The sequence below is a fragment of the Pseudomonas sp. Pseusp97 genome, from assembly GCF_047304025.1.
GTDB lineage: Bacteria > Pseudomonadota > Gammaproteobacteria > Pseudomonadales > Pseudomonadaceae > Pseudomonas.
This window is the reverse complement of record NZ_JBGLYK010000164.1, coordinates 1-13495: the sequence shown is the minus strand read 5'-3', so window position 1 is coordinate 13495 and position 13495 is coordinate 1. Positions and strand designations below refer to the sequence as shown.

Sequence of the window (13495 nt, the reverse complement as noted above, 5' to 3'; positions counted from 1 at the left end):
GTCCGACATCACGCCCGGCGGCTGGCCGGTGACCAACGCCTGGCCAAAGTTGCGCACCGAAGCGCCCAGGGGCGTGGCGGTGCGCTCGAAGACGCGTACGGAGAGGCCGCGGCGGGCGGCGGCGTAAGCGTGGGAAAGGCCGAGGATGCCGGCGCCGACGATGGCGACGTCGCAGTGGGTGTGGGTCATGGGGAATATCCTGCGTGGCGAAGAGCCCCTCTCCCCATCCCTCTCCCTGAAGGGAGAGGGAGCCCTCCTCTGCCGAGAAGAATTCCGGGTTCATCCTGCGACGTCGGGCATTCAGGCAACTGCTCGCGTAGCCTGGAGGCGTGGTCAGCGAGGAACTGAAATATCCGTTGTCGCGGCCCGTGTCGCCCTATGGGCCAACAGGACTTCAGCAACCTCGAACCAACACGCCGAACAGCCCCCTCTCCCTTCAGGGAGAGGGTTGGGGAGAGGGAGCCGCCAGCGCCGAACCACAGACGAACTTCAGCCGAGCCTTACTTCTGCGCGACCTTCTCCGACTTGCCGTCATAGCGTTTGCGCCACTCGGCGAGGATCTCGTCGCGGTTCTTCGAGGCCCAGGCGAAGTCGTTCTTGATCAGGCGCTGCTCGTAGTCGGCCGGCAGTTCGGTCTGCGGCTTGGCGATGCCCGGCTGGGCCAGCACGGCGAAGTTTTCCTTGTACAGCTCCATGGCTTTCGGGCTGGCGGAGAAGTCGGCGAGTTTCTTCGCCGCGGCTTCATGCTGGGTGCCCTTGACGATGCCGGTGGCTTCGATTTCCCAGCCCAGGCCTTCCTTGGGCAGGACGATGTCCAGCGGCGCGCCCTGGCGCTTGAGCTGCACGGCCGGGTATTCGAAGGAGATGCCGATCGGGAATTCGCCGGCGGCGGCCAGCTTGCACGGCTTGGAACCGGAGTGGACGTACTGGCCGATGTTCTCGTGCAGCGCATCCATGTAGGCCCAGCCCTGCTTCTCGCCGAAGGTCTGCAACCAGGCGGAGACGTCGAGGAAGCCGGTGCCCGAGGAAGCCGGGTTCGGCATGACGATCTTGCCCTTGTACTCGGGCTTGGTCAGGTCCTGCCAGCTCACCGGCTTCTCCAGGCCCAGCTTCTCAGCCTCCACAGTGTTGAAGCAGATGGTCGCGGCCCAGACGTCCATGCCGACCCACGCCGGCGGGTTGGCCGGGTCGCGGTAGTGCTTGCCGATGGCGTCCAGGTGCTTGGGCGCGTACTTCTCCAGCATGCCCTGTTGGTCGAGGATGGCCAGGCTGGAAGCGGCCAGGCCCCAGACGGCGTCGGCCTGCGGGCGATCCTTCTCGGCCAGCAGCTTGGCCGTGACGATGCCGGTGGAATCACGCACCCACTTGATCCTGATGTCCGGGTTCTCGGCTTCGAAGGCCTGCTTGTAGGCGGTCAGCTGTTCCGGTTCCAGGGCGGTGTAGACGGTCAGCTCGGTGTCGGCGGCGTGGACCTGTGCAGCGAAACCGGCGACCACGGCGGCGGCGAGGGCAAGACGTTTGAACATGTGGAGCTCCTTGGCAGTGTGGGTCTCCCGCTCAGGGCGGGTTTGTCAGGGGTTGAGCCCGGCAGCAGACCTGAAAGGGCACAGGCACCGGGCGACAGCGTCCAGCGGTGTTACGGGTTCGCGCCCCTCCTCCAGGCCTGGGAGCGGCGCAGCAGGCCGCGCGAGGCGCCGGCCAGCAGCAGCGACACGGCCGCGGAAGTGAGCAGGATCAGGGTGGACATGGCGGCGGCGCCGCCGACGTTGCCGGAGTCGTCCATGTTCAGCACGGCGACGGCGGCGAGGATGGTGTCCGGGTTGTAGAGGAAGATCGCCGCCGAGACCGTGGTCATTGCCGAGACGAACAGGTAGCGGGTGATGTCCAGCAGCGCCGGCAGGCAGATCGGCACGGTGACGCGCAGGTAGTGGCGCCACAGCGGCATCTTCAGCGACAGCGCGGCGGCCTCGAATTCGCCGTCGAGCTGGCGCAGCGCGGCGGTGGCGGTCATCTGCGCGGTGGTCAGGTAGTGGGCAATGGTGCACACCACCAGCAGCGCCATGCTGCCGTAGAACACATGCAGCGGGTTGCCCGGCAGGTTGAAGAAGAACACGTAGCCCAGGCCCAGAACGAGGCCCGGCACGGCCATCGGCACGAAGCACAGCATGCGCAGCAGTTGGCTCAGCCAGCGCTGCTCGCGGGTCTTCTCGATCAGGTAGGCGCCGGTGAAGATCAGCGCGCTGCCGATGATCGCGGTGCACACGGCCAGGGTCAGGCTGTTGCGGTAGGCCAGCCAGCCGCCGCCAGCGGTGGTGTTGAAGTCGTAGTGGTTGAGCGACAGCGAGAGGTTGTACGGCCAGAACTTCACCAGCGAGGAGTACACGGCCATGCCCAGCACACCCAGCAGCACCGCGCTGATCAGCACGACGATGGCAAGGAAGGCGGCATCGCGGCGGTGCGACGGCTTGGGATGGTAGACCTGCGCACGGCCGCTCATGGCGTCGCCCTGGCGACGGCGCAGCCAGGTGTCGACGGCGAAGCTGAGCAGCGCCGGCAGCAGGAGGATCATGCCGATCTGCGCGCCACGGCCGAACTGCTGCTGGCCGACCACCGCCTTGTACGCTTCCAGCGCCAGCACCTGGTAGTCGCCGCCCACCACCACCGGCACGCCGAAGTCGGTGATGGTCAGGGTGAACACCAGGCAGAAGGCGGCGAACACGCCCTGCCACGAAGCCGGCCAGGTGATGCTGCGGAAGGCCTTCCAGGGCCCGGCGCCCATGCTCGAAGCGGCGTCGAACAGGCGCGCATCGGCCAGCGACAGCGCCGACAGCAGGATCATCAGCGCGTGGGGGAAGGTGTAGATGGCCTCGCCCAGGACGATGCCCCAGAAGCCATAGATATTGTCCGGCAGCAGGTGGCGCAGCAGGCCCTGGTTGCCGAACAGGTAGATCAGCGCGATGCCCGGCAGCATCGACGGCGCCAGCAGCGGCAGCAGGGAAATCCCGCGCCACAGGCCCTTGGCCGGGATCAGCGTGCGTTGCAGCGCGTAGGCGAACAGGTAGGCTGCCGGCACGACGATGCACGCCACGCTGACCGAGACCTTCAGGCTGTTGCCCAGCAGCCAGTGGAAGTTGTCGCTGCGCAGCAGCTCGCCCATGGCCGTCAGGCCGCCGCCCTGCCCCGCTTCGCCGCTGAAGCCGCGCCAGAAGATGGCCAGCAGCGGCATCAGCACCGCGAGGGCGAGCAGGACCAGCAGCAGGTATTTGCCGCCACGGACGAACAGGCGATCCCCCAGATCGCCGCGAATCCTGCCAACGGGCAGCGCCGGACTGTGCTTCACCACGGCTTCCATCTCAGGCGAACACCTGCAGGCTGCGCGGCGGCAGCGACACCCAGATGTCCGGGGTGCCCAGGCGCGGCATGTCCTCGGGAGCCAGCTCGGCGAGCAGCGCGTGGCCCGGCAGCTGTTCCAGCTCGAAGCTCATGCGGCAGCGGTTGCCGAGGAAGGTGATCTCGCGGATCTGCGCGCGGAACAGGTTTTCCTGGTGCACCGCGGGGTTCACGCTGATCGCTTCCGGGCGGCAGAACAACCGGCCCGACGCGCTCGGCGCCTGGCTATGCAGGCGCAGGTTGAGGCCGCCGACGCGGGCGTGGCCGTCGCTGCCGCGCTCGAACGGCAGCCAGTTGCCCTGGCCGACGAACTCGGCAACGAAGGGCGTGCTCGGGGCGCTGTAGATTTCCTGGGCGCTGCCGTACTGCTCGATGCGCCCGTGGTTCATCACCGCGATGCGGTCGGCCATCAGCATGGCCTCGTCCTGGTTGTGGGTAACCATCACGGTGGTGATGCCCAGGTTCTTCTGCAGCTGGCGCAGCTCGCCGCACAGGTGCTCGCGGACGCGGGCGTCCAGCGCCGACATGGGTTCGTCGAGCAGCAGCAGCGAGGGGCTCGGCGCCAGCGCACGGGCCATGGCGACGCGCTGTTGCTGGCCGCCGGAAAGCTGGCCGGGGTACTTCTTCTCGCTGCCGGCGAGGCCGACCAGTTCGAGCATCTCGGCGACGCGACGGCGGGCCTCGTCCCTGGATGCGTTGGTCAATCCATAGGAGATGTTCTGCTCGACCGTCAGGTTGGGGAACAGCGCGTAGGACTGGAACAGGATGCCGTAGTCCCGCGCCTGCGGCGGCAGGTTCGACACATCGCGATCGCCCAGGTGCAGGGTGCCGCCGTCCTGTTGTTCGAGACCGGCGATGCAGCGCAGCAGGGTGGTCTTGCCGCAGCCGGAGGGGCCGAGCAGGCAGACCAGCTCACCGGCCTTGACGTCCAGCGACACGCCGTCGAGAGCGACGAACTGGCCGAAGCGCTTGCGGATGTGGCGCACGCTTAGCGGCGTGCCGGCGAGGGTGGGATGCATGGCGGTACCTCGTTTTCTTGGGGTTCACGCCAGATGAGCCGTGGCGTGAAGGAACGAGGTCCATGCTAGGGAGCGATTGCGACGGGACTATTGCTGGAGGGCCAAGTGCGCCGATAGATCCATAGGCAGATTTTGGTATGGGGGCGAAAATATTTGGGAAGTGATGGCCTTTTGGCGGACATCCGTAGGAGCGAGCTCGCTCGCGAACCGCACCCCGCCGTCCTATCCGGCGAACACTTAGCAGGATGGCGTGGAGCGCAGCGATACCCAGCCCGGGAATTGATGGGTATCGCTGCGCTCCACGCCATCCTACGTTCGTGCTTCGCTCTGACTTCGGTAGGGAGGGGAAGTCCGATCGCGGACAAGGTCCGCTCCTCTAGGTAAGTAGCGGTGCCAGGCGGTTCGCGAGCAAGCTCGCTCCTACGAAGAGCCCCCCGAGCCAAGCCGGCTCTGGCTCCGCAAGGCTTCCAGAAAAACATCCGCATGCGCCGAACGCCCCGTTCAGGAGGCCTCGTTGAAGTGAAGTTTCAGGGGTTGAGCGGCATGGATGCCGCGAGAGCCGCGATGGGCCAGGGACGGCCCTTCGCGGCGTGCCCCTGAAACTCCAATTCAACGAGGGAATTTTTCGCCCCAAGCGAAAAACCGGATGTCCGGGGCAAGCCCTTTGCCTACTTTGGGGCGTTTGCCAAAGTAGGTCGCCCGAGGGGGCGAAACCCATAACATCCGAGCATGCCTAAGCGGCGCAGGAATTCCCAACCGCAAGCAAGTGCATCGCGGACAAGGTCCGCTCCTACACGCAAATCGGTTCTACACCTGCGCCAATGCCAGGAAAGCACTCGGCAAGCGCGCCTGCCGCCGATCCTTCAGGCAATACAGGTACTCGTCGATCCGGCTCGCGCCCTTGATCTCCAGCACGCACAACTGCGGGTTATCCGGCACTTCCTGGCGCGCGATGATGCTCACCCCCAGGTTGCGGATCACCGCCTCGCGGATCGACTCGCGGCTGCCGATCTCCAGCATGGAGGCCGGCGTCACTCCGGCCTGCTGCAACATCGCCTCGGTCAGCTGGCGGGTCGTGGAACCCGCCTCGCGCATCAACAGGCAGTGGCTACGCAAGTCGCCCAGGCTCACCGATTGCAGCGCCGCCAGCGGATGGCTGCGGTGCACCGCCAGCACCAGCGGATCGCTGCCCAGCACCACGCGGGTCAGGCGCGCGTCATCCACCTGCTGCGAGGAAGCGGCGAGGTCCACCCGGCATTCGATCAGCGATTCGAGCACCTGCTGGGAATTGCCGATCTCCACCGACACCTCGATCTGCGGGAAGCGCTCGCGGAAGCTCTTGATCAGGCCAAGCACGTAATAAGGAGAGGTGGCGCCGATGCGCAGCGCGCCCTGCATCTGCCCGCAGTTGCGCAGGTAGAACTCGATGTCGGCTTCCTGCTGCAGCAGCGCCTCGACCATCGGCAGCAGGCGCGCCCCCTCGTCGCTGAGCGTCAGGCGGCGGCCGCCGCGATAGAACAGTTCCACCGCGTATTGGCTTTCCAGATTGCGGATCTGGGTGGTCACGGTCGGCTGGCTGAGACCGAGCTTTTTTGCCGCCTGAGTGATGCTCCCGAGCTTTGCAACCCGATAAAAAGCTTTCAGTTCCGCGCTGAGCATCTACGTGACCGGCCTCTCGAAAAATTTGCCAATGATTTTCCTGCACAACGTCGGAAATGCGGCGCCAGCCCGCTGACGACGGGGCCTGCAGCGGGGCGACGGAATGCCGATAAAGGTCAATATACCTGACCTGTATCACTGGCAGACCGCATTGCGGCTGGACAGCCCGGGGTTGAGCGACTTTCATTGCCCTTGGAAAAATCCCACATGGAAAACCGAAGGCGGCCTCACAAGGGCGCGCCCAAGGAGCAATTGATGAAGTACAAAGTCACCATGGTTTTCGGAACCCGTCCCGAGGCCATCAAGATGGCGCCCCTCGCCCGCGTCCTCCGCCGCACCCCGGAAATCGAGCTGCGCATCTGCTCCACCGGCCAGCACCGCGAGATGCTACAGCAAGTGCTGGACTCCTTCGAACTGGAGGTCGACGAAGACCTCGACGTCATGACCCAGGGCCAGACGCTGAACAGCCTGTCCGTGCAGATGATGGGCAAGCTGGACGACAGCTACGACCGCCATCGCCCGGACATCGTGCTGGTCCACGGCGATACCACCACGAGTTTCATCGCCGCCCTCACCGCCTTCCACCGGCAGATACCGGTGGGGCACGTGGAGGCCGGCCTGCGTACCGGCAACATCCACCAGCCCTGGCCGGAAGAAGCCAACCGCCGCCTTACCGCGGTGATCGCCGACCTGCACTTCCCGCCGACCAAGGCCTCGCGTGACAACCTGCTGCGCGAAGGGGTGAACATCGACCAGATCGAGGTCACCGGCAACACGGTGATCGACGCCCTGCTGTGGATGCGCGAGCACCTGCGCGAAACCCAATGGAAACCCGCTGCCGACTCGCCCTTGGCGAAGTTCACCGGCGAACGCCGCCTGGTGCTGATCACCGGCCACCGCCGGGAAAACTTCGGCAAGGGCTTCGAGCGCATCTGCCTGGCCCTGGCCGAACTCGGCCAGCGCTTCCCCGACGTGGACTTCGTCTACCCGGTACACCTCAACCCGCAGGTGCAGAAGGCGGTCTACGGCCTGCTCTCGGACAAGCCGAACATCCATCTGATCGCGCCACAGGACTACCAGCACTTCGTCTGGCTGATGGACCGCGCGTACATCATCCTCACCGACTCGGGCGGCATCCAGGAGGAAGCCCCGGCGCTGGGCAAGCCGCTGCTGGTACTGCGCCGCGTCACCGAGCGCCCGGCCGTGCTGGAAGGCGGTACCGTGGTACTGGTGGGCACCAACACCGGGCGCATCGTCAGCGAAGCCAGCCACCTGCTGCGCGACGAGGAAGTCTACGAGCAGATGAGCCGGGTCTTCAGCCCCTATGGCGACGGGCATGCCAGCGAGAAGATCGTTGCCCGGCTGCTCTCCTGGTTCGGTGAAACGCGCACAGCAAGCGAGTTCGAATGAGCCTCGAACTGGTCGATATCCTCACTTACGTTCTCTATGCCCTGAAGTACCTGGCGATCATCCTGGCCGCGCTGATGTTCCTGCTCGGCCTGGATGACCTGTTCATCGACCTGGTGTACTGGGGCCGGGTACTGGTGCGGCGCTTCCGCATCTACAACCGCTTCGACCGGGCCGACGAGGAACGTCTCTTCGCCGCCCCGGAGAAGCCGCTGGCGATCATGGTGCCGGCCTGGAACGAGGTCGGCGTGGTGGGCGAAATGGCCCGCCTGGCGGCCTCCACCCTGGACTACGAGAACTACCAGATCTTCGTCGGCACCTACCCCAACGATCCGCAGACCCAGGCGGATGTGGACGCGGTGTGCCTGCACTACCCCAACGTGCACAAGGTGGTCTGCGCGCGCCCCGGGCCCACCAGCAAGGCCGACTGCCTGAACAACATCATCGACGCCATCCTGCGCTTCGAGGCCGACGCCCGCATCGAGTTCTCCGGCTTCATCCTGCATGACGCCGAGGACGTCATCTCGCCGCTGGAACTGCGCCTGTTCAACTACCTGCTGCCGGCCAAGGACCTGATCCAGATCCCGGTCTACCCCTACGCCCCGGAGTGGACCGGCTTCACCGCCGGCCACTACGTCGACGAGTTCGCCGAGAACCATGGCAAGGACGTGCCGGTGCGCGAGGCGCTGACCGGCCAGGTGCCCAGTGCCGGCGTCGGCACCTGCTTCAGCCGCCGCGCCATCGCCGCGCTGCTGGAAGACGGCGACGGCATCGCCTTCGATGTGCAGAGTCTCACCGAGGACTACGACATCGGCTTCCGCCTCAAGCAGAAGGGCATGAAGTGCATCTTCGCCCGCTACTCCATCACCGACCCGCAGCTGGCGCTGAAAAGCGACTGGGTGCCGGGCATGGACCGGCGCTTCTCCCAGGTCATCTGCGTACGCGAGCACTTCCCGCGCACCTGGCAGCACGCCATCCGGCAGAAGTCCCGGTGGATCACCGGGATCGTCTTCCAGGGCACGCGCAACCTGGGCTGGAGCAGCAAGACCATGCTCAACTACTTCCTCTGGCGCGACCGCCGGGGGCTGATCGCCTACCTGCTGAGCTTCCTGGTCAACCTGCTGTTCCTGGTGCTGATCACCCTGTGGCTGATCACCACCCTGGCGCCCAACGCCTGGCATTTCCCGTCGATCCTGGAGGGCAGCCGGTTGCTGGTGGTGCTGCTGTTCCTCAATGGGCTGATGCTGCTCAACCGGCTGTTCCAGCGCTTCTGGTTCGTCACCCGCTTCTACGGCATCTTCGAGGGGCTGCTGTCGGCGCCGCGAATGATGTGGAGCAACTTCGTCAACTTCTTCGCCAACCTGCGCGCCCTCAAGCAGGTGATGGAAATGGGCGACTCGCGCCGGGTGGCCTGGGACAAGACCACCCACGAATTCCCCGCCCTCGCCGGCCCGCAGCGCACGCCGCTGGGCCAGCGCCTGATCCAGCAGGGGCTGATCACCGAGGAACAGCTGCAATCGGCACTCACCAGCCCGGTGCGCCGGCGCCTGGGCCGCGAGCTATTGCTGCGCGAGCTGATCACCAGCACCCAGCTGGTGGAAACCCTGGCCGAGGAACTGGGCGAGGAATGGGCGCCGCTCAACCCCTTCACCCTCGACGAAAAGCTGATCCAGGCGCTGCCGCGCAAGCTCGCACTGCGCTACGCGGTGCTGCCGGTGGCCATCGAGGGCGACACGCTGGTCCTGGCCAGCGAACAGCAGATCAGCCAGGTCTCCCTCGGCGCCATCAGCCGTCAGCTCAAGCGCCCGGTACGCGGCCGCCTGGCTCCCCAGGGGCGCGTCACCCTCGGCCTGCGCCACTGGTACGGGGGGCGCAACCAGACCGACGAAACCCGCGCCATCATTGATGTGCTCAGGCAACGCCAGGGCGACGAAGCCCTGATGGAGCGCCTCAGCGGGCACGTCGTGATGTTCGGCTCCCTGTTGCAGGTGCGCGGGATGGTGCCGCCCAGCCTGTTCAACCAGGCCCTGATCGACTTCGACCCGGAGCAGGACTCCCTCGGCGAACACCTGATCAAGCGCGGCATGATCACCCAGCAGGTGCTCGAGGAAGCTCTCCAGGAACAGGCCAGCGAACAGCACGAGGCCTATCGCATCACCCGGGAGGCCGTGTGAAACCGCAACAAACCCTGCTTTACGGCCTGATCCTGGCGAGCATCGCCGCGCCACTGGCGCAGGCCGCCGACGACCAGCTCAGCGAGTTCCAGCGCTTTCGCAGCTTCCCCTACCTCGACAAGGGCTACAAGGAAGCGAAGAAGAACAACTGGGCGGAAGTCGAACGCCTGATGCGCCACCTGCTGGGCCGCGTGCCGAACAACACCGAGGCCCGCGCCCTGCTGATCCAGTCCCTGGCCAAGCAGCAGCGTTTCGCCGAAGCCGAGAAGGAAGCCCAGGCGCTGGCCGGCACCGACGCCGGCGCGCAAGCCCTGACCGAACTGCGCCTGGACCTGATCGAGAACGGCCCGCCCCCCGAAGCCCAGGTCAACCAGTGGCTGGCCCATACCAGCAACGCCAACGAGCGTGTGCGGCTGTGGCAGGCCTACAGCCTCAAGCTCGGCCAGACCCAGGGCGCCGCCCAGGCGCTGGACTGGCTCGGGACATTGCCGCCGGGCAATGACGGTCGCGTGCTGCGTGAAGCCCGCGCCAACTGGGCAGAACAGCTGCGCGACTGGGACACCACCATCGCCCAGCTCGCCCCGCTGGCCGCTGCCCACCAGCTCTCGGCCGAGGACTGGCGGCGCCTGGCCAATGCCTATGCGCAGCGCCTGGAAGAGAAACCACTGGAACAGCTGATCCAGCAGGCGCCCGATGCCAACGCGGCGCGCCAGGCAAGACTGGCGATCATCGATCGCGCCATCGCCGTCGAGCAGACCGAAGTGGCCAAGCGCTGGCTGCTGACCCTGCCGGAACAGGACCGCAACGACCCAACCCGCCGGGCGCAACTGCTGGAGGTTGCCCGCGACAGCGCCGACGCCCCGCTGGTGACCAAGCTCAGCGACGAGCAGAACCGCCCCTGCCTGGAAACCACCGAATGGCTGTCGCGCCACGACCAGGTGGCGGCCCTGGCCAAGTTGGAGCAATGCAGACCTGCGGACGATCCGAAGACCTGGCTGGTGCTGGCCCAGCGCCTGGACGCCACCGACCTGCTGGAAAACACCCGGCTGCCCGAACCCTGGGACACCGCCCGTCGCGACCAGCTGGTGGACTCCTGGCGACGCCAGGGGCGCACCGATCTGGCGCTGGCCTGGCTGTCACGCCAGCCGCAGACGCCTGAGACCCTGCGCCAGCGCGCCGAGCTGCTGCAGGCCCGTGGCCGCACCGGCGAAGCGGCGGCACTCTGGGAGCAGCGCTATCGCCAGACCGGCGACCTCAAGGCGCTGGACCAGGCCAGCTATCTCGCGCTGAATGCCGGGCGTACCGAACGAGCCAAGCAACTGCTGGAAAGCGCCTACGACCGCCGCGGCGGCAATCTGCCGCCTGCGCTGCTGCAACGTCTCGCCGGCATCCATGCGCGCAGCGACACGCCGCTGGATGTCGCGCGCATCGAAGCCCTGCTGCCCAAGGCCGACCCGGTCTCGCGCGGCTACCTGCTCGGCCGCCTCGCCGAAGCCGGGCGCTGCGATGCGCTGCAACGCTACCTAAGCCCGGATTCCAACACCCCCGGCGAACTGCGCGCCCTCGGCCGCTGCGCCATGCCCGCCCGTCCCGGCGAAGCGGTGGTCTACTACCAGGCCGCGATCGCCCGAGGCGACAAGCAAAGCCAATTGCCGCTGGCCTATGCGCTGGAGGCCTCCGGCGACCCGGCCGGCGCGCTGCGGGTGTTCAACGCCCTGCCGGCCAGCGAGCTCAACGACAACGCCCGCCTCACCGCCAGCCGCGCCGCTCTGCTCACCCACGACAATGCCGGCGCCGAGCGCTACTGGCAGCAGGCGAAGAAAGGCAGCGCGGACGACTGGGCGCTCGGCGCCAACATCGCCGATGCCCGTGGCGACTATCCCGAGGCGCTGTCCCGGCACCGCGAAGCCCTGCAGCACGAGCCCAACGGCCAGCACTTCTACAACGCCGCCGGCAGCGCGCAGAAGGCCGGCGACCAGCAGCAGAGCAAACGCTGGCTGGCCGAGGCGGTACGCCGCGAACCGGACAACCCGCGCTTCCGCGCCGACTACGGCATGCGCCTGGCCGGCACCGATACGCCGGAGGAACGCCGCACCGCGATTCCCTACCTGGAGCGCGCCACTCGCGATTACCCCGAGGATTTCCGCCTGGGCGAAACCCTCGCCTGGCGCTATGACGAAGCCGAGGACAGCTTCGCCGCCCGCCGCGAGCTGCGCCGGGTGATCGACCTGGAACAGGACCCGGTGGCCGCCGACGACGAATACGGCAGCCTCGAAGCCCGCCGCTTCCGCCAGCGCCGCGCGCACCAGGTGCTGTCGCAGCGCGACAACCTGACCATCGCCAGCACCTGGTCGCCCGCCGGCGTCACCACGGTGCCGATCCTCAATGGCGACAACCAGACCGGCAACCGCCGCCGCGCGCAATCGCAGAACCTGCAGACCTTCATCTGGGACCATGCCCTGGGCGAGGAGCCGACCCGCAACGGCAGCACCCTGTCGGTGTACGGCCGGGCGATTGCGGGCAACGAAGGGCGCAAGCAGTACGCCCAGACCCTCGCCGCCGGTTTCGGCCTGCGCTACAAGCCCTTCGGCGACTACAACCTCAACCTCTACGGCGAGCTTTACAAGCAGAACACCTATAAGAATGACGGCGGCGCCGACGATGCCTTCGACGGTATCCGCTGGCACGAGATCGGCACACCCGAGAAGTTCGAGCGCTATGTGCGCCAGCGCGACAAGTACGGTCAGACCTCCACCGACTTCCTGCTGCGCGCTACAGCGTCCTTCCTCGACCAGGGCGAGTACCGCAACGACTGGCGTGTGGACGAGAGCGACTGGGACGAGCGCTTCCTCTATACCGACCTGGCCTGGTGGACCCACGCAGGCGACCACCAGTGGGTCTCGCGCTACCAGCAGGGCCACACCTGGAAGCTGCCGGTGGACTCGCCGCAGACGATCATGCCCTACGGCTTTGCCGAGTTCTCCGCGCAGGACCCGAGCAACGACTGGCGCCAGGACCTGCGCAGCGGCGTCGGCCTGCGCTGGCAATACTGGTACGGCGAGGACCGCTATAACGCCTATCGCGCCCATGTCACCGTGCGCACCGAGTACCAGTTGGGCATGGCCGGCAATCTCTATGAACAGGCCAACGGCTGGCTGGTGGGATTCGAGGTGAACTTCTGATGCGACGCCTGATTCTCGCCCTCGCGCTGCTCTGCTCCGCCGCCGTGGCCCAGGCCGATGAGCGCCTGTTCTACCAACCGCTGAACGTCGACGCGTCCCTCAGCGAGGCGCAGTGGCAGCAGGTCTGGCGTGCCAGCGCGGCCCAGGGTGCGAAGACCCTGATCGTGCAATGGACTGCCTATGGCGACTCCGACTTCGGCGGCGCCCACGGCTGGCTCGCGCGCTCGCTGAAAAGCGCCCACGAAAGTGGCCTGCAACTGGTCCTCGGCCTGTACATGGACCCGGCCTACTACCAGCGCCAGAGCGAGCTGGACACGCCCGGCCTGGAAGCCTATTGGCAACACCAGCTCGGCCGCTCCCTGGCGCAGCAGCGCAAGGTCAGCGAGCAGTGGAATCTGCCGGTTTCCGCCTGGTACCTGCCCATGGAGCTGGACGACTGGAACTTCCAGGCCGTCGAGCGCCGCCAGGCACTGCAGCGCCAGCTCAAGGATTTCGCCGGCCAGCTGAAAGCGCCGCTGCAACTGAGCGCCTTCACCGGCGGCAAGCTGGCGCCGCAGGTTTATGCCAATTGGCTGGAGCAGATCGCCGGGCTCGGCGTGCAGGTCTGGTGGCAGGACGGCGCCGGCACCGGCGCGCTGCCCGAGCGCGTGACCCAGGCCTACGC

9 protein-coding genes are annotated in these 13495 nt (G+C 66.8%); 4 read left to right on the top strand and 5 right to left on the bottom strand.

The annotated features are described in order from the left end of the window. From ACCC94_RS21840 to ACCC94_RS21820, 5 genes are all read right to left on the bottom strand, one after another. On the bottom strand, window positions 1-189 hold a 189-nt coding region (locus ACCC94_RS21840; RefSeq protein ID WP_413351644.1), incomplete at its 3' end, for an FAD-dependent oxidoreductase. A 311-nt stretch (window positions 190-500) separates the two neighbouring features. Continuing rightward, window positions 501-1526 carry a putative 2-aminoethylphosphonate ABC transporter substrate-binding protein gene (locus ACCC94_RS21835; RefSeq protein WP_413351643.1) on the bottom strand — a complete coding sequence of 342 codons (1026 nt, stop codon included), beginning with the start codon at window positions 1524-1526 and terminating at the stop codon, window positions 501-503. 110 nt (window positions 1527-1636) lie between these two features. Continuing rightward, entirely contained in the window at window positions 1637-3352 is a 1716-nt protein-coding gene (locus tag ACCC94_RS21830) for a putative 2-aminoethylphosphonate ABC transporter permease subunit (RefSeq protein WP_413351642.1), read from the bottom strand. A gap of 1 nt (window position 3353) precedes the next feature. Next, window positions 3354-4409, bottom strand: coding sequence for a putative 2-aminoethylphosphonate ABC transporter ATP-binding protein (locus tag ACCC94_RS21825; protein WP_413351640.1), 1056 nt, complete (start codon window positions 4407-4409; stop codon window positions 3354-3356). 807 nt (window positions 4410-5216) lie between these two features. After that, entirely contained in the window at window positions 5217-6068 is an 852-nt protein-coding gene (locus ACCC94_RS21820) for a LysR family transcriptional regulator (RefSeq protein WP_413351638.1), read from the bottom strand. Between the two features lie 255 nt (window positions 6069-6323). On the opposite strand from ACCC94_RS21820, the gene wecB reads away from it, so the two are divergent. From wecB to ACCC94_RS21800, 4 genes are all read left to right on the top strand, one after another. Continuing rightward, on the top strand, window positions 6324-7478 hold the full coding sequence (wecB, locus tag ACCC94_RS21815; protein ID WP_413351637.1) for a non-hydrolyzing UDP-N-acetylglucosamine 2-epimerase: 1155 nt from the start codon (window positions 6324-6326) through the stop codon (window positions 7476-7478). Further along, entirely contained in the window at window positions 7475-9649 is a 2175-nt protein-coding gene (gene nrfB / locus ACCC94_RS21810; protein WP_413351636.1) for a cyclic di-3',5'-guanylate-activated glycosyltransferase NrfB, read from the top strand. The genes wecB and nrfB overlap by 4 nt, the downstream gene beginning before the upstream one ends. After that, window positions 9646-12831 carry an NfrA family protein gene (locus ACCC94_RS21805; protein WP_413351635.1) on the top strand — a complete coding sequence of 1062 codons (3186 nt, stop codon included), beginning with the start codon at window positions 9646-9648 and terminating at the stop codon, window positions 12829-12831. Before nrfB ends, ACCC94_RS21805 begins: the two co-directional genes overlap by 4 nt. Beyond that, the coding region (locus tag ACCC94_RS21800; RefSeq protein ID WP_413351634.1) for a DUF4434 domain-containing protein at window positions 12831-13495 on the top strand (665 nt) is incomplete at its 3' end. The genes ACCC94_RS21805 and ACCC94_RS21800, both read left to right, overlap by 1 nt.

What these genes read in the sequence shown, in the direction of transcription:
- ACCC94_RS21835 (WP_413351643.1), bottom strand. Translation starts at nt 1,526, where the DNA reads ATGTTCAAACGTCTTGCCCTCGCCGCCGCCGTGGTCGCCGGTTTCGCT.
- ACCC94_RS21830 (WP_413351642.1), bottom strand. Translation starts at nt 3,352, where the DNA reads ATGGAAGCCGTGGTGAAGCACAGTCCGGCGCTGCCCGTTGGCAGGATT.
- ACCC94_RS21825 (WP_413351640.1), bottom strand. Translation starts at nt 4,409, where the DNA reads ATGCATCCCACCCTCGCCGGCACGCCGCTAAGCGTGCGCCACATCCGC.
- ACCC94_RS21820 (WP_413351638.1), bottom strand. Translation starts at nt 6,068, where the DNA reads ATGCTCAGCGCGGAACTGAAAGCTTTTTATCGGGTTGCAAAGCTCGGG.
- wecB (WP_413351637.1), top strand. Translation starts at nt 6,324, where the DNA reads ATGAAGTACAAAGTCACCATGGTTTTCGGAACCCGTCCCGAGGCCATC.
- nrfB (WP_413351636.1), top strand. Translation starts at nt 7,475, where the DNA reads ATGAGCCTCGAACTGGTCGATATCCTCACTTACGTTCTCTATGCCCTG.